The sequence below is a fragment of the Neobacillus sp. PVCKKU3 genome (assembly GCF_058323225.1).
Genome location: NZ_JBLVQN010000026.1, coordinates 1 through 16,979 on the forward strand (window position 1 = coordinate 1; position 16,979 = coordinate 16,979).

The window sequence follows — 16,979 nt, forward strand, 5'->3', positions numbered from 1 at the left end:
TGACGTGCAAATTTTTTTGCACGTTTTTTTTAACCATAGTCAACTTAGCACATACGGTATTAAAAAAAGCGAACAGCTTCACTGTTCGCTTTTGTCTATTAATTCCTATCTAAAAGAGCAGCTCCGGCAATTCCCGGTTTTGTCATTTCATAGATATTGAGGATTTGATCCAGCTCTTCTTCAGTTAAAACATCATGCTGGAGGCACAGCTCACGTACCGATTTCCCGGTCAGGGTAGCTTCCCTTGCAATTCTTGCCGCTGCTTCATAACCAAGATGCGGATTTACTGCAGTAATAATCCCAACACTCTTTTCAACATATTCTTTTAATCTAGCTTCATTCGCTTCAATGCCAGCTAAACAGTAGTCAGTAAACGAACGGAAGCCATTGTTCATGATACTGATAGATTGCAACAGGTTGAAGACTAAAACCGGCTCCATTACGTTTAGCTCAAGCTGCCCTGCTTCCGATGCCAGACAAATAGTATGGTCATTGCCAATCACCTGAAAAGCAATTTGGTTAATCAGCTCAGGCATAACTGGATTTACTTTCCCCGGCATGATGGAAGATCCTGGCTGGCGTGCCGGCAGTGAAATTTCAGCCAGACCTGCCCGTGGTCCTGAAGCCATCAGGCGAAGGTCGTTAGCAATTTTAGACATATTCATCATACATACTTTTAGAGCGGCAGAAACCTCCGTATAGGCATCGGTATTCTGAGTGGCATCCACTAGGTGCTCCGCATTGACCAATGGCAATCCGCTGATTTCAGCCAACTGTTTTACCACATCTTCAATATACTGAGGGTCAGCATTTAAGCCTGTTCCAACTGCAGTTGCCCCCATATTTACCTCATATAAATGGTTCCGCGACTGAGCAATTCTCTTCATATCCCTTTCAAGCACACGGGAATATGCTTCAAATTCCTGACCGAGGCGAATCGGTACAGCATCTTGAAGGTGAGTTCGGCCCATTTTGATTACTGTTTCAAATTGCTTTGCTTTTGCCTTGAAAACGCTGTGCATATACTGCATTGTCTCTAATAATTTGCTTAATAGATTTAGTGTTGCAATATGGATTGCCGTTGGGAAGGCATCATTTGTCGATTGTGACATATTGACATGGCTATTTGGGCTTAAATGCTTATAATCCCCTTTTTTGTGCCCCAGCAATTCAAGTGCACGATTGCCGATCACCTCATTTGCGTTCATATTCATGGATGTCCCGGCCCCCCCCTGAATCGGGTCGACGATAAACTCGTCATGCCACTTCCCTTCAATGATCTCCTCGGCTGCCTGAACGATTTTTTCCCCAAGTCCGCTGTATAAGCGTTTGGTATTCATATTAGCAATAGCTGCTGCTTTCTTGACCATTGCTAATGCCTTAATTAATTCCTCATGGATTCGGTATCCTGTAATCGGGAAATTTTCAACAGCCCGTAATGTTTGAATCCCATAATAAGCATTTTCCGGTATTTCCTTTTTTCCTAAAAAGTCATGTTCTACCCTAGTTGTATTCGCTTCCATTTTTATACCTCGTCTCGTATTTAGAAATTTATTTTAATAGTATTCTATTAAAAATAATAACCTCTACATACTTTATTGTATAACATTCCTACTATAATTTCATTCGTAAAACAAAAATACTTCAAAATATTATTTTTAAAAAATATTACTCTTGCAACAACCACTTTTAAGAAGACGCCATAATCTTCTTAAATATCACTTCACTCCCTTTATAATATACGATATTTTGAAACCGTTTTCAATAATTTGTTTGTTCTTCAGCCTTTTGCGTAAAAACACAAATAAAAAAATTGTAGAAATTTGTCTGAATATTTACTCATCAAATACTTTATATTAGTAATATATACATGGTATAATCTTCTAAAATATTATTTTAAAATTATTTAAAATTAAATTTTTCGAGGAGAAAGGAAGGTTGTAAAAACAAATATGTCTACTTCCGAAATTGCTGCGGTACCGCAGCCGAAAACGTATGGCCCACTTGGTAACATGCCTTTGATTGATAAGGAGGCCCCGACACTCTCCATATGGAAAATCGCGGAAAAATACGGTCCGATTTTTCGTATGGAATTTTTCGGCGGATTTTCTACCATTTTTGTTTCCGGCCATAAATGGGCCGGCGAGGTTCTGAACAGTGGAAAATTTGATAAAAGTTTGCTCGGCGGCCTCCATCAGGTCCGCGAATTCGCTGGCGATGGGCTGTTTACAGGAAAAACATATGAGCCAAACTGGCAAAAAGCCCATAACATTCTTATGCCTTCGTTTAGTCTGTCGGCTATGAAAGGGTACCACTCCATGATGGTAGACATTGCAAGCCAGCTCGTCCAAAAATGGGCCCGGTTGAATCCAAATGAGAGTATTGATGTACCGGATGATATGACCAGACTTACGCTTGATACCATTGGTTTGTGCGGCTTTAACTATCGTTTTAACAGCTTCTACCGTGAAACGCATGACCCTTTTATTATCAATATGGTGAATGCCCTTGATGAAGCCATGCATAAAGGGACCCGCCTTCCGATTCAAGACAAATTCATGGTGAAAAAACGCCAGGAATTCCAAAAGAACATTCAAGCGATGTTTTCCTTGGTAGACAAACTAATCGCTGAACGGAAGGAATCCGGTGATCAAGGGGAAACAGATTTGCTTGCTCGAATGCTAAGCGCTAAAGATCCGCAAACAGGCGAAATACTTGATGATGAAAATATCCGTTACCAAATCATCACCTTCCTGATTGCCGGACATGAAACAACCAGCGGTCTTTTGTCCTTTACGCTTTACCTGCTGTTAAAGCACCCGGAAATTCTGGAAAAAGCCCGCGCGGAAGTTGACCGTGTATTGACAGGAGCAGTTCCAACCTTCAAACAAGTTTTGGAGCTGAAGTATATTCGGATGATTTTAAATGAATCATTGCGGCTTTATCCAACAGCACCGCAATTTACCCTATATGCCAAGGAAGATATGGTTCTTGGAGGTAAATATAAGATAAATAAAAAGCAGACGGTTGCCATTCTCCTTCCTCAACTGCACCGCGACAAAGAAGCTTGGGGTGAAGATGCTGAAGAGTTTCGTCCTGAACGGTTTGAAGACCCGAAAAAAATACCGCATGATGCCTATAAACCTTTCGGCAATGGACAACGTGCATGTATTGGAATGCAGTTTGCCCTTCACGAGGCAACATTATTAATAGGAATGATTTTGCAAAACTTTGATTTAATCGACCATACGAACTATCAATTAAAGATTAAACAAACAATGACGCTTAAGCCGGAAAACTTCACTATGAGCGTTCAGCTGCGTGATAACCGATTAGTTGAATCATTTGTGCCTGCTGAAGAAAAAAGCTCTTCTGCCCTACATTCAGCTAACCAACAATACGATTCTTCAATTGGAAATAATACACCATTACTTGTTCTATACGGTTCCAACATGGGGACTGCGGAAGGAATCGCAAAAGATTTGGCCACTAGTGCTCGTTTTAAAGGTTTTAAAAGTGAAGTAGCTCCGCTTGATGAATACGTTGGCGTACTACCGAAAGAAGGAGTTACGCTAATTGTTACTTCCTCTTATAATGGCAATCCGCCAAAGAACGCTCGGAAGTTTGTCAAGTGGCTGAAAGAGTCTGATGGCGAGGTACTCAATGGTGTTCGTTATGCTGTTTTTGGCTGCGGAGATACGAACTGGGCGAACACCTATCAAAGTGTTCCTAACTTGATTGACGAAAAGCTTGCTGAAAAAGGTGCCAATAGAATATCTCCAAAAGGCCAAGGGGATGCAAGCAATGATTTTGATCAGCAATTTGAAGATTGGCATGAGCAATTATGGCCAAATGTGTTCGAGGCATTAGGGCTAAAAGTTGAAAATAAATCAGAAGACACGAACCAGGCATTGACTGTCCAATTTGTCCATGAAGTACAAACTGCGAAGCATGCTTCAGGAGGTACTGCGGTACAGACTGTGAAAACGCGCAATTCTATTAAGACGGTCGAACGTGTTCTTAACCGCTTCGCATTAGATACAAACACACAGGTTGTCTTGTGCGGGAATCAGCAATTTGCGACCCGGCTGCCACTAGATATCCCTGTCCGAGTCAGCGACTTACTAAGTCTAAAGGTTAATTTGGAAGAAACCGTTACCCGTCCGCAGCTTCAAGAGCTGGCGAAACTTACAGTATGCCCGCCTCATCAAAAAGAATTAGAAGCACTTATTATAAACGAAGATGCCTATAAGGCTCACGTTGTAGACAAAGGCATTACAATGCTGGATTTACTGGAAAAATACCCAGCCTGCCAAATGCCATTTGAAAAATTTTTAGAGCTATTAGCGCCTTATGAGACACACTAAAATAATGAAAAAAGAGGATGACCTGGTCAATAACGGGTTCCGTTTCCTGTCGTAAAACCCGAAAATGCAATCGAAAATGTAACCCAATTTGTACTGCAATTTGGTTCTGTTTTTGCAATTGAAAATAAAATGGCTCAGTTCACTATACTGAGCCATTTTTAGTTACCTGAATACTACTCGATTTAAAGATGCTAATACCCTCTTCTAGGTCTGTGAGGATCCGCTCTTATCGGTTGAAGGGCAGGTCAAGCACCGAGTTTGATAAATAAGCGGAGAAATTTCTCTTAATTAGGAAATAGCACTGAAAATAGCCAAAATAGACGGAAAGATTCCGACTAATGAATCAAAAAACGTGAAAATGGGTAATTTTTCTTTGCTTAATCGGAAAACCTCCGCTTATACCCCCTGAACCCAGCTCAATTATACTATTTAACCGAAAAATCTCCGCTTATTTTTAATATCGCTGGTTACTCAATTAAGGATTAGTTTTGTAAGATAAATTGTATATCAAATTGTGGGGTACAACAGTCATTGTACCCCTACGATTTGTGGTGCATTTCCCTATACAAATTTTTATGTAATTTTCACCCAATTGGGATTACACCAATAAAAATTGAGTGTCAATTTCATAGGCAAATTGGCACTCATTTTAACTTACATTTTTATTTTTTGCGATAGTTAACGGAATCAGTTACCAGGTCCATCCTCTTTTTATTCTTGAATGGCTGCAATATTAAATCTTGTTAAAAGTTTGCCAAATATGGCCCGTTCTTCATCGGACCAGTCCTTTGTCACTTCTCCTACCCTTATCTTCCTCGCTTGTCTCTCTTCTCTTAATTTCCTTAAACCCAATTCAGTAATATCTAAGAAATATGCCCTTCCATCTGTTGGATCAGGAATTCGATATAGGCAGCCTTTTTGTTCTAACGCGGATGCCTGCCTGCTTATTGTGGAAATATCCAGTTGGGATTGTCCTGCTAATGTTTTTACTCCTGCTGGACCATTTGTTGCGATTTGATGTAAGAGAAGATAAGCCGAACGATCAAGATTGCCAATTCTTTTATGGGAAGAGTAGGATGTGATACGGCGAATCATAATCGCCAGTTCAAGTTCGATAGTTTCAAGAGATTCTTCAGACATAATTATCACCTCTTTAGGGTGTCATTTCTTGTTCTTATAATATCATACGAACGCCCCAAATTATAACTTATAGGCGAATTCACTATTGACGTAGTGAAAAATGGTTGTATAATACAAATATATAGTTTCATTATACAACTATTTTTGATACTTACAAAGAAAAGAGAAAACAAGGGGGATTCAGATGTCATCAACATCACAAACTGTTGTACCAAAAACTTCTACTATGTCTTCTATAGAAGAATCAAGTTTACTTAAGCAGCCAAAGGCCGTTTGGGCTGTCTTCTTTGCCTGCATTATTGCCTTCATGGGTCTGGGACTTGTCGACCCAATTTTACCTGCAATCGCTAACCAATTACATGCTTCCCACAGTGAGGTTACACTTCTTTTTACAAGCTATAATGCTGTAATGGCCGTTGCCATGTTAATCACCGGCACAATTTCATCAAGACTAGGCATTAAATGGACATTAATTGCCGGAATTATCATCATTGCTGTCTTTTCAGCGCTTGGCGGCTATTCAAATGGAATCTGGACACTTGTTGGCCTTCGCGGCGGATGGGGCCTCGGTAACGCACTGTTTGTCGCAACTGCCTTGGCGGCGATCGTGTCTCTTTCTAACAGCGGGACCGCAAAAGCCATCATCCTGTACGAAGCTGCTATTGGTTTAGGGATTTCTGTAGGTCCTTTACTTGGGGGCTGGCTTGGGGCCATTTCCTGGAGAGGTCCGTTTCTCGGTGTTGCCACACTTATGATTGTAGCCTTCGTTGGGCTTTTGATATTAATGCCGCGAACACATCAGCAGCAGAACACACACCAAAAGAAAACTTCCTTGCTTGATCCATTCCGCGCCTTAAAATATCGTTCATTATTGGTATTTGGTATTGCTGCAGCGCTTTATAACTTTGGTTTCTTCACCCTCCTTGCCTACGCTCCATTTGTAATGGGTCTTGACGAACATGGCTTGGGGTATGTGTTTTTAGGCTGGGGTATTTTACTTGCCATTACATCAGTTGTTACTGCTCCAAAGCTTCAGCAAAGGTTTGGAACCATCAATTCTATGGGGGCAATGTTAACATTATTTGCGCTAGTCCTTTTGATGATGGGTATTTGGACATCAACGCAATGGGTTATTATTGCGGCTGTTATTTTTGCTGGGGCTTTACTGGGGAATAATAATACGCTTATTACCACTGCTGTTATGAACTCTGCACCGGTAGAACGCTCGACTGCTTCTGCCGCCTATAGCTTCCTGCGCTTTATTGGCGGCGCCATTGCACCATATACGGCCGGCAAGCTTGCGGAAATTTATACACCGTCAACTCCATTTATTGTGGGTGCTGGATTTGTCCTTGTTTCTGTTATATTTATTTTCATGAATCGTCACCATGTCAAGCATGTCGACGATGTGGAATTAGGACATTAAATTAAACGTAAAAAAGCGAACAGTTTTACGGCTGTTCGCTTTTTTGTGTGCTTTATTCAGTAAATCCGTTCATAAAATTATCCGGATCTGGACCGACCCGCTCATCTTTGTTCAAGCTATCGATTCTTGCCATATCCTCTGTTGATAATTCGAAATCGAAAATATTGGCATTTTCTATGATACGCTGCTCTTTGATGGACTTCGGAATTGTAACTACTTTTGATTGCAAATCCCAGCGTAAAATCACTTGGGCCGTGGATTTTCCATATTTCTCAGCGATCTCGCTTAATGTAGGGTCGTTTAATAATTGACCTTGCTTAAGCGGCGACCATGCTTCTAGTTGAATCCCTTCTTTTTGGCAAAAAGCAAGTAAATCCTTTTGAGTTAAGTGTGGATGATATTCCACCTGATTCACCATCGGCTTTATCTCCGCATCCTTTAATAGTTCCTCTAAGTGATGGACCTTGAAGTTGCTGACACCGATGGCACGAACGCGGCCATCCTTATATAATTTTTCAAGGGCTTTCCACGTTTCTTTGAATTTATTTTTCCCTGGCCAGTGAATGAGGTATAAGTCAAGGTAATCAAGACCCAGCTTATTTAAACTAGTTTCATATGCTTGAAGTGCTGACTCGTAACCTTGATCAGAGTTCCATACCTTTGAAGTGATGAATAATTCCTCACGTGAAACACCGGACTCTCTGATGGCCTGGCCAACGCCTTCTTCATTTTGATAAACTGCCGCAGTATCAATGCTGTGGTAGCCATTTTTAATGGCAGCCTTAACAGAGTCAATTACCTCAGACCCTTCCTTCACTTTAAAAACACCAAGGCCAAACCAAGGCATTTCAACACCATTATGTAATGTAGTCGTATCCTTTAAGCTCTTAACCATTGCTCTCACCTTTTTCATGGATTTTTAGGCATATACCAACCTATTATGGCACTTATACCCAATGAAAATTCTATCTCAACAAGAAAATTCAATCCAATAAAAAGCTTATTTGGGAAGCATTTTCGTATATCTGCGAATTATGTGACGATATCAGCGAATATTTCATTTTATCTGCGAATTTCCGAATATATCTGCGGATTTTTCATTTTATCTGCGAATTTCTGAATATATCTGCGAATCCCAGAAAAAACTTATTCATCTTCCATTGCCCGCTTAATAATGATATCTTCAATAACATGGTGCCTGCTCAATTGACCTGTATGTATAATCGAGTACCCTTCTTTTTCTTTTTTACGCACCTTTTGGGCCACTTCCGTTAATAGAAGTCCTGAAAACAGCAAGTAAGGAACGACAATGATTCGGCCCGCAGCCTCGTTGCAGACCGTTTCCAATCCCTCTGCGAACCTGGGTTCAGCGGCAGCTAAATAACAAACAGAAACACGATTAATTCCTAGACGATTTCGGATTCCATCAACAATGTTTGCAAAATCCGCTAATATATCCGGGTCACTGCTCCCTCTGCCGACAAGCAAGATGCTGTCTTTAGCTGTAAGCGTCCCGGCTTCTTCATTAACAAGTTCTGCTAAACCATCAAGAATGTTCCCCTGCACCCCAAAAGGGTCCTTCACTTTTACCTTAACATGAGGATATTTCTCACGAAGCCCTGCCAAGGCATTTGGAATATCCTCTTTAATATGCCCGGCGGCAAGCAGAAAAAGAGGAACAACCGTTATTTCGGCGGCACCCCTTTCTACACATTGCCTGAAACCATCTTCAATCAGCGGCTCAGCCAGTTCCAGAAAACTCATTTCCTGAATCGGCACATCGATTCGGGCCATGACCCTCTGAATAAACGTCCTTGCCTCATCCGCCCCTTTCCTTGAGCGAGTACCGTGTCCAATGTAGAGAATTGCCTTCATGCTGGCTGCTCCTTTCACCTTTTTTCCAATCAAACGGGTACTATGTGATTTCATAGTACCCGCTTCTTGTTAAATAATATTCTTGTCTCGTAAATATCCTAACACTTGTTCCACCGCTTCTTCAACTGTTACCAAATCAGAGCGAATGATGATTTCCGGATTTTCCGGTGACTCGTATGGTGAATCAATCCCCGTAAAATCCTTAATTTCACCTTTACGCGCCTTCACATAAAGCTGCTTGGGATCACGGCGTTCGCATTCATCAAGAGGGCAATCAATGAAAACCTCAATAAATTCCCCTTCTTGAAATAACGCACGGACATTGTCACGGTCGGAACGGAAAGGTGAAATAAACGCAGTAGTGACAATCTGGCCGCTGTCAACAAACAGCTTTGCCACTTCCCCGATCCGGCGGATATTTTCTGTTCTATCTTCTTCAGAAAAACCAAGATCCTTATTTAAGCCGTGACGGATATTGTCACCATCAAGAACGTATTCGTTAATTCCCTGCCTAAACAATTCGTTTGAAACTGCATTCGCAATTGTTGATTTCCCGGAACCAGATAGCCCTGTAAACCATAGTGTGCAGCTTCCATGACCGTTTTGCGCACGTCTGTCTTCTTTTGTAATGGTAGCGTTATGCCATGTAATATTCGTTGATTTGCTCATTTTCCTACTCCTTATACTGTCGCTTTTTCTCTCATTCCTTCAATTAGGACCTCAACCACTTCTTTACGGCTGAAGGTTGCTGGCGGAAGAACTCCTGAGCGTAGCATCTCTCTAACTTTAGTCCCCGACAGAATTACACGATCTTCCTTGCCATGCGGGCAGGTTTTGTCAGAAGCCATACCATCGCATTTTGTGCAAAAGAAGCTGTGTTCAAAGAATAATGGTTTAATCCCAAGTTCCTCTTCAGTGAAATTGCTGAAAATATATTGCGCATCATAGGTTCCGTAATAGTTTCCTACACCAGCATGGTCACGGCCGACAATAAAGTGTGTGCAGCCATAATTTTTGCGTGCAAGCGCGTGGAAAATAGCTTCTCTTGGACCTGCATAGCGCATTGCAGCTGGGTGGACACCAAGCTGGACCCGTTCTTTTGGATAATAGTTTTCCAATAAAACACGATAGCTTTTCAGACGTACATCAGCTGGGACGTCATCAGATTTTGTTTCACCTACCAGCGGGTTTACGAACAAGCCATCAACGGTTTCAAGGGCAGCCTTTTGAATGTACTCATGCGCACGATGAATCGGATTTCTTGTTTGGAAACCAACAACTGTTTTCCAGCCTTTCTCTTCAAAAAAGGCACGAGTCTGCTTTGGTTCGAACCACACATCCCCGAACACGCCTTTTTCAGGTTTCTTAACAAGCACAACTTCCCCTGCCACATAGACAGGTCCTCTTTCAAATAGCCGCTTAACGCCTGGATGAGCAAGCTCTTCCGTTTTATAAACTTCTCTTGCTTCTTTGTTTAAATCCGGCTCATACCATTCGGAAACCTTAATCACACCGTAAACTTCATCGTTATGTTTTAATTTAATTTCTTCGCCGACTACTAAGGATTCTGCAACTTCATAGGATACAGGAAGTGTTACTGGAATGGACCAGATCGTATTGTCGGCTAAGCGCATATTGCTGACAACAGATTCATAATCCGCTTTACCAAGAAAACCTGTTAACGGGCTGAAAACCCCTACTCCAATAAGTTCAAGATCGCTTAAAGCAATCGCATCAATTTCTAATTCTTTTGAAGCATTGGATAAATCATAGTTTGGATCAAAAGCTTGAATAAGTTTGCCTCCGTGAGGTTTTGGTAAAAATGACATGTTTGATATCAACCCTTCTATTTGTTTTTATTTATTTGCAATATCGGTAGGCGCTCCAATCGATGCGGATGTAGTGCGTTTCATTAAGAACAGCACTCCCAAAACAGAGATAAGGACGCCTGCCATGACAATAATCGGATAAAAATTCCGAACTATTACTAATTGAATAATGGTGTATGAGAGCACCATTGAAATAACCGGTGAAACAATCCAGACCGTCAGAAGCTGTACGACAATTCCCTTTTTCAAGACTGATTTGCCGTATTTAGCAAAACCAATCCCAATAATGGAGGAAGTCGTAATTTGCGTGAGCGGAACAGGAATTCCAAACAGCGAAGCAACTGTTACGATGCTGGCACCAGTACCGGATATGATACATCCCTCTTCCAAGCGAAGCTTTGTTATTTTCTTCCCATTGGTTTCAATTACTCGGTGACCGAGCAAGAATGCACCAAGCGCTACGGCCAAACCTCCCCAAAGGACGGCTGTCTCTTTAGACATTAAGGATGCGGCAACAAGGGGGCCAACGGCATTGGCCACATTGTTCATCCCTGCCGAAAAGGCTTCGAACAATCCCATAAAGACGACAAGTACCGCAAGAAGTGGTCCTGCTTTTGGTTTCTCGACAAATTTTTTAATAGGTTTGATTTTTAAAAGATTAGCAGCAAGGATTGCCAGGACGAAAGCTGCAACTGGAGTTAACAGCCAAAACACCATAATCCATAGGAGCTTGCCGACAAAAACGGATTGATAGACAATCCCCGCCCCTACCACGGCGCCCACTGCTACTTCACTTGTCGAGAGGGGTATTCCAAAAATATTCGCTAAAAACAGCGACATAGCTGCTGAAGCTAACACGATTAAGGCAATAGCATTTGTAAAGGTACTGCTTGGAACGATACCGCCGCCAATAGTCTTTACGACCTCACCGCCGCCAAGCCATGCACCGAGGAACACCGCTATTCCACAAAGGAATAATGCCAGTTGTTTTTTGACAACGCCGGCACCATAGGAAATTCCCATCGAAGCAGCTGCCCCGCTGGCCCCGATATTGACTGCAAAAAACAAACCTATCATGATAGCAATGATTGTGATCGTTTTGACCGCCCCCTTACGATGAGTGTAATCCACACTCGGTTTTACTGCTGCCGGTCCAGCGTCCGGCACGGGAATCGCCGTCACCGGCAACTGCTTGCGTACAAGGGAAGCAGCCGATGCTTGGGTAGTTGTGGTCATGCAACTCATTATATGGAAGGTCTTTTTCCCGAATATAGGACCATACCTCATCCCATGTCCAATGAATCAGCGGGCATATTTTAATATTTTTAAATTTTTCATCTTTGTTAACAAACTCAGTATCTTTCCTTGTCGGTGACTGTTCTCTGCGAAGACCTGAAATCCAAGCATCTCTTGCTGTAAGAGTTTCCCTAAGAGGAATGACTTTTCGGATCTGGCAGCATTGGTTAGGGTCGCGTTTCCATAATGCTGTCCCATATTGCGCAGCCTGTTCATCAAGAGATAATGCAGGTTTCTTCTTCTCGATTTTCAATGATGGAAAACGTTCTTCGATCCTTTTGATAACATCATAGGTTTCTAGAAAGTGAAGATCTGTATCCAAGAAAACGATGTGCGCATCAGGTTTTACCTGAGCAATCAAGTCAATCAACACAATCGCTTCCGCCCCAAAGCTCGAAGCATAAACAATTTTATTGTCAGAATAATTTTGATAAGCCCATTCCAATACTGCTTTAGCACCTTTCGTTTCATCTTGAATCGAAAAAGAATCAGAAATGGAATTCCAATTTTCATATGTCACTGCGTTTGTCATCATGCAAGCCTCCTTATTCCTTTAAAAAAAAGGCAGCCTTCAACCATTAATGGTGAAGACCGCCTCTAGTTTGTCTAGTCAGCGTGTTTTATTCGATTGAAGACGAACCTTTTCGTTTTTCTCAATTTGCACAACCTTACCGTCCTGGACAACAAGTGTAATCGATCCGAATTTGATTGATTCGAGCATCGGCCTAAGGTGTGCCGCAATTTCTTGCCATTCATCTGGTGTTTTCAGCCGATTCGCCCCCTTTTCCTAAAAAATTCATCCTATTCCAGGAAAGGCATTTTACTGTTTCAATTCCTTAACATTAATCCCACTAGACCAATAGGAATTTATATATATAGTTGATGAAATTAATCCTACTAGACACATAGGGATTTGTCAATATAAATGGTGAAAATATTTTAACTATTTTTTCATCAAAGCAGATATCTGTTTTGCCCATACTAAACTTTTTTTCCTAGTATAAGAATTTTAAGTCAGGACTAAAAAGGTTTCTCTAGACCCACATAATAATAGATTGCTAAGATAATGAAGGGAATGAAAAGCTAAGGGGCAATACATATGGAAAATGAAAAGTATTTAGCACTAAAAAAAGGAGAACAAGCCGCATATATCAGTATTTTGGCATACATTTTTCTATCCATTTTAAAACTGGCAGTTGGCTATGCATCCGACTCGGAGGCACTAAAAGCCGATGGGTTAAACAACAGTACGGATGTCATCGCATCTATTGTTGTATTAATCGGGCTAAAACTTTCACAAAAGCCTGCAGATAAAGACCATCCATATGGTCATTGGAAAGCAGAGACTGTTGCCTCCATGGTTTCTTCCTTTATCATGATGGCCGTGGGTATTGAGGTGCTATATGATGCGGTTACCACCATCATCAACGGAAAGAGCGAGTCGCCAGACCCCCTTTCTGCCGTGACCGGAATTTTTTGTGGCGCAGTCATGTATGCTGTCTATCATCATAACCATAAGCTTGCTGCAAAAATTAACAGCCAGGCGGTAATGGCTGCCGCGAAAGACAATCTTTCTGATGCTTGGGTGAGCCTCGGAACTGCTGCAGGGATTATTGGCGCTCAATTCAATCTGCCATGGCTAGATCCAATTACAGCAGTAATCGTAGGACTTCTTATCTGTAATACAGCATGGGATATTTTTCGCAATGCCTCCCACAGCTTAACCGATGGATTTGATGTGAAGGAAATGTATTCTTTTAAAAATACAATTGAAGGGATTACTGGGGTTAAAGGAATAAAGGACATCAAAGCACGGAATTATGGCAACAGTGCTGTTGTTGATGTGGTAATCCTCGTCAATTCCAATTTAAATATTCGGGAGGCACATGATGTCGCCACAAAGGTGGAAAATGCCCTAATCAAGGAACACGATGTGTTTGATGTTAATGTCCATGTGGAGCCTAACTAAGCTGTTTTTGAATAATCGTTTTAAACTGCGGAAAACTATCCCTAAAATTAGGAAATTGATAAGGGGATTGTTTAATGGATAAAGAAATGTCATATGGTAGTGATTATAAATTTATTCCGGCCACTTCTATTGGCAGCGGGGTCGGGATTCAGGTTTTGCCGGATTTATTTTCTTATACCATCCAAATCGTCAATATTTGTTTTGTCGGTAACCCTGATAACGGCGAGTTTGTTTTAGTAGATGCCGGCATGACGGGGTCTGCAGACGAAATTATCGAAGCAGCAGAGGAACGGTTTGGCGAGGGGTGCCGCCCGAAAGCGATTATTTTAACGCACGGTCATTTTGACCATGTTGGAGCAATAATCGAACTGGTGGATCATTGGCAGGTACCCGTATATGCACATGAAATTGAATTGCCTTACTTGGTCGGGCAAAAGAGCTACCCTGATCCAGACCCCAGTGTGGAAGGCGGGATGGTGGCAAAGATGTCAGCGCTGTTTCCGAATGAGCCGATTAACCTCGGTAACCATGTAGAAAAACTTCCTCCTGATGGGAGCGTTCCACATATGCCTGGTTTTCGCTGGATCCACACCCCAGGCCACACACCTGGACATGTTTCCTTTTTTAGAGATGTAGACCGTGCGTTGATTGCAGGAGATGCATTCATCAATGTGAAACAGGATTCTTTATATAAGGTCATGACCCAGGAGGAGGAAATAAATGGTCCTCCTAGATACTTCACAACGGATTGGAGGGCCGCTTGGGACTCGGTTAAAAAGCTGGCTGAACTAAATCCTTCGACAGCGATAACAGGGCATGGTGCTCCGCTGGCAGGCGAGGCATTAACCAGCGGACTTGAGCGGCTGGTAAATAATTTTGATAGCTTAGCGATTCCGGATTTCGGTAAATATGTGGATGGAAATATTCATTAAGCTTGTATATGTTGAGGTTCTATAGACACTTTCCGGTTTTTTACGGAATTATTTGGTTTTAAAGGGTGATCAAGGACATTTCCTTCTGTTTTTCACCTGGTTTTGTCCTTGATCCCGCCTCTACTCTAAAAATGAAGAAAAATAAAAAGGATTGCCGCATCACGTATCACGGCAATCCTTTCATCAATCATTACACCATAATTTTGCAAATGTTATTCGTAAATTCAACCGGATCCTCAATTGGCAGGCCTTCAATTAGCAGTGCCTGATTATACAATAGGTGGGTATACAATGTCAGCTTATCTTTGTCTCCGGCAAATGATTCTTTTAAGGATGCAAAAACCTCGTGATTTGCATTGATTTCTAGTACCTTCTCAGCTTTAATTCCCTGGTTATTCGGCATTGCATTTAGGATTTTTTCCATCTCGATCGAAACTTCCCCATCTGTTGATAAGCAAACCGGGTGCGACTTCAGGCGTTTGGAAACACGGACATCCTTCACTTTGCCCGCCAATGTCTCCTTCATATAATCAAACAGTTCTTTGTTATCCTGCTCTTCTGTTTCCGAATCCTGAGACTTTTCATCTGCCTCAAAGCCTAAATCACCACTAGAAACGGACTTAAACTCTTTATCTTTGTAGCTCATCAGCATTCTAATCGCGAATTCGTCAATTTCATCTGTAAAATAAAGAATTTCATAGCCTTTGTCTGCAACCAACTCCGTTTGCGGAAGCTTTTCGATCCGCTCATTGGAACTGCCAGTGGCGTAGAAAATATATTTTTGGTCCTCCGGCATTCTAGAAACATATTCATCTAACGTTACGAGCTTCTTCTCTTTTGAGGAATGGAACATCAATAAATCCTGCAATTCTTCCTTATGAGCGCCAAATTCGCTATAGACGCCATACTTTAACTGGCGGCCAAATGCCTGATAAAACTGCTCATATTTTTCCCGTTCATTTTTCAATAAGCTTACCAGCTCACTCTTGATCTTCTTATTAATATTTTTCGCGATTAGCTTTAATTGACGGTCGTGCTGGAGCAGCTCACGTGAAATATTTAAAGATAAATCTTCTGAGTCGACCATTCCCTTAACGAAGCTGAAATAGTCAGGCAGGAGGTCGGCGCACTTGTTCATAATTAAAACACCGCTCGAATAAAGCTCTAGACCCTTTTCATATTCTGCAGAATAATAGTCAAACGGCATGCTTTCTGGAATATAAAGAATCGCGTTATAACGGACCGCTCCATCCACGCTGATATGAATATGCTTTAGCGGTTTGTCAAAGCCATACCGCTTTTCCGCATAAAAATTTTCATAATCCTCATTTGTCAGTTCGTTTTTATTTTTCCGCCAAATCGGCACCATGCTGTTGATGGTTTCTTCGACTTGATAATCTTCATACTCCGTTTCGCTGCCCTCTTTAAGACGGCTTTTCGACACATCCATTTTAATAGGGTAGCGGATAAAGTCAGAGTATTTCTTGATAATCGCTTTTAAACGGTATTCCTCTAAATACTCATCATAATTTTCTTCTTCGCTATTATCTTTGATCTTTAAAATAATCTCAGTACCGACTGTTTCTTTTTCACACGGAACGATGGTGTAGCCCTCGGCACCCTGTGACTCCCATTTATAAGCCTCGTCACTTCCTAATGCCTTACTGATGACCGTAACTACGTCCGCAACCATAAACGCTGAATAAAAACCAACACCAAATTGGCCGATGATATCATAGCCATCCTTCAATTCATTCTCACTTTTGAAAGCTAAAGATCCGCTCTTGGCAATCGTACCAAGGTTATTTTCCAATTCTTCCTTGGTCATCCCAATCCCAGTATCAATTAAGCGTAAAGTTCTATTTTCCTTGTCAGCGATTACCTTTATGTAGTAATTGTCTTTATCGAATGCCAAGGAATCATCTGTTAATGCTTTGTAATAGATTTTATCGATCGCATCACTGGCATTGGAGATTAACTCACGCAGAAAAATTTCGCGATGCGTATAAATCGAATTAATCATCATGTCTAATAAACGTTTCGATTCCGCTTTAAATTGTTTTGTTTCCATACCCAATTCTCCTTCCATTTTTACCCTTTCCATCATAATTGCAGGAAGTCAATAAATCAAATGATTAGCACTCT

At 41.5% G+C, this 16,979-nt stretch carries 14 protein-coding genes; 4 read left to right on the top strand and 10 right to left on the bottom strand.

What is annotated here, in order from left to right:
* Nucleotides 1-98: 98 nt before the first annotated feature.
* Complete coding sequence (gene aspA / locus ACNQGS_RS17460; protein WP_491488428.1) at nucleotides 99-1,523, bottom strand: aspartate ammonia-lyase; 1,425 nt, start codon at nucleotides 1,521-1,523, stop codon at nucleotides 99-101.
* A 429-nt stretch (nucleotides 1,524-1,952) separates the two neighbouring features.
* Here aspA and ACNQGS_RS17465 point away from each other — a divergent pair, with 429 nt between their 5' ends.
* Complete coding sequence (locus ACNQGS_RS17465) at nucleotides 1,953-4,367, top strand: cytochrome P450 (protein WP_491488429.1); 2,415 nt, start codon at nucleotides 1,953-1,955, stop codon at nucleotides 4,365-4,367.
* A gap of 711 nt (nucleotides 4,368-5,078) precedes the next feature.
* Here ACNQGS_RS17465 and ACNQGS_RS17470 read toward each other — a convergent pair.
* The gene (locus ACNQGS_RS17470; RefSeq protein WP_491488430.1) at nucleotides 5,079-5,507 is read right to left on the bottom strand and encodes a MarR family winged helix-turn-helix transcriptional regulator; all 429 of its coding nucleotides are present in this window, start codon (nucleotides 5,505-5,507) and stop codon (nucleotides 5,079-5,081) included.
* 184 nt (nucleotides 5,508-5,691) lie between these two features.
* Here ACNQGS_RS17470 and ACNQGS_RS17475 point away from each other — a divergent pair, with 184 nt between their 5' ends.
* Complete coding sequence (locus ACNQGS_RS17475; RefSeq protein ID WP_491488431.1) at nucleotides 5,692-6,933, top strand: MFS transporter; 1,242 nt, start codon at nucleotides 5,692-5,694, stop codon at nucleotides 6,931-6,933.
* A 52-nt stretch (nucleotides 6,934-6,985) separates the two neighbouring features.
* Here the strand turns inward: ACNQGS_RS17475 and ACNQGS_RS17480 are convergent, their stop codons facing one another.
* From ACNQGS_RS17480 to ACNQGS_RS17510, 7 genes are all read right to left on the bottom strand, one after another.
* Entirely contained in the window at nucleotides 6,986-7,828 is an 843-nt protein-coding gene (locus ACNQGS_RS17480) for an aldo/keto reductase (protein WP_491488432.1), read from the bottom strand.
* A 251-nt stretch (nucleotides 7,829-8,079) separates the two neighbouring features.
* Entirely contained in the window at nucleotides 8,080-8,862 is a 783-nt protein-coding gene (locus ACNQGS_RS17485) for a sirohydrochlorin chelatase (RefSeq protein WP_491488433.1), read from the bottom strand.
* Nucleotides 8,863-8,877: 15 nt separating this feature from the next.
* Nucleotides 8,878-9,477 (bottom strand): adenylyl-sulfate kinase, encoded by a 600-nt coding sequence (cysC, locus tag ACNQGS_RS17490; protein ID WP_491488434.1) that lies wholly within the window; start codon nucleotides 9,475-9,477, stop codon nucleotides 8,878-8,880.
* A gap of 11 nt (nucleotides 9,478-9,488) precedes the next feature.
* Nucleotides 9,489-10,637 (bottom strand): sulfate adenylyltransferase, encoded by a 1,149-nt coding sequence (gene sat, locus ACNQGS_RS17495; RefSeq protein WP_491488435.1) that lies wholly within the window; start codon nucleotides 10,635-10,637, stop codon nucleotides 9,489-9,491.
* Nucleotides 10,638-10,664: 27 nt separating this feature from the next.
* Nucleotides 10,665-11,732, bottom strand: a complete 1,068-nt coding sequence (gene cysP / locus ACNQGS_RS17500) for a sulfate permease (RefSeq protein ID WP_491488497.1) — start codon at nucleotides 11,730-11,732, stop codon at nucleotides 10,665-10,667.
* Nucleotides 11,733-11,748: 16 nt separating this feature from the next.
* Nucleotides 11,749-12,468 (bottom strand): phosphoadenylyl-sulfate reductase, encoded by a 720-nt coding sequence (locus tag ACNQGS_RS17505; protein WP_491488436.1) that lies wholly within the window; start codon nucleotides 12,466-12,468, stop codon nucleotides 11,749-11,751.
* Nucleotides 12,469-12,543: 75 nt separating this feature from the next.
* Nucleotides 12,544-12,654 carry a YezD family protein gene (locus ACNQGS_RS17510; RefSeq protein ID WP_378581377.1) on the bottom strand — a complete coding sequence of 37 codons (111 nt, stop codon included), beginning with the start codon at nucleotides 12,652-12,654 and terminating at the stop codon, nucleotides 12,544-12,546.
* Between the two features lie 378 nt (nucleotides 12,655-13,032).
* Between ACNQGS_RS17510 and ACNQGS_RS17515 the strand changes: the two genes are divergently transcribed.
* Together ACNQGS_RS17515 and ACNQGS_RS17520 are read left to right on the top strand one after the other, a co-directional pair.
* Nucleotides 13,033-13,902, top strand: a complete 870-nt coding sequence (locus ACNQGS_RS17515) for a cation diffusion facilitator family transporter (RefSeq protein WP_423801958.1) — start codon at nucleotides 13,033-13,035, stop codon at nucleotides 13,900-13,902.
* Between the two features lie 74 nt (nucleotides 13,903-13,976).
* Entirely contained in the window at nucleotides 13,977-14,834 is an 858-nt protein-coding gene (locus ACNQGS_RS17520; protein WP_491488437.1) for an MBL fold metallo-hydrolase, read from the top strand.
* A gap of 190 nt (nucleotides 14,835-15,024) precedes the next feature.
* Here the strand turns inward: ACNQGS_RS17520 and htpG are convergent, their stop codons facing one another.
* Nucleotides 15,025-16,905, bottom strand: coding sequence for a molecular chaperone HtpG (htpG, locus tag ACNQGS_RS17525; RefSeq protein WP_491488438.1), 1,881 nt, complete (start codon nucleotides 16,903-16,905; stop codon nucleotides 15,025-15,027).
* Nucleotides 16,906-16,979 lie beyond the last annotated feature (74 nt).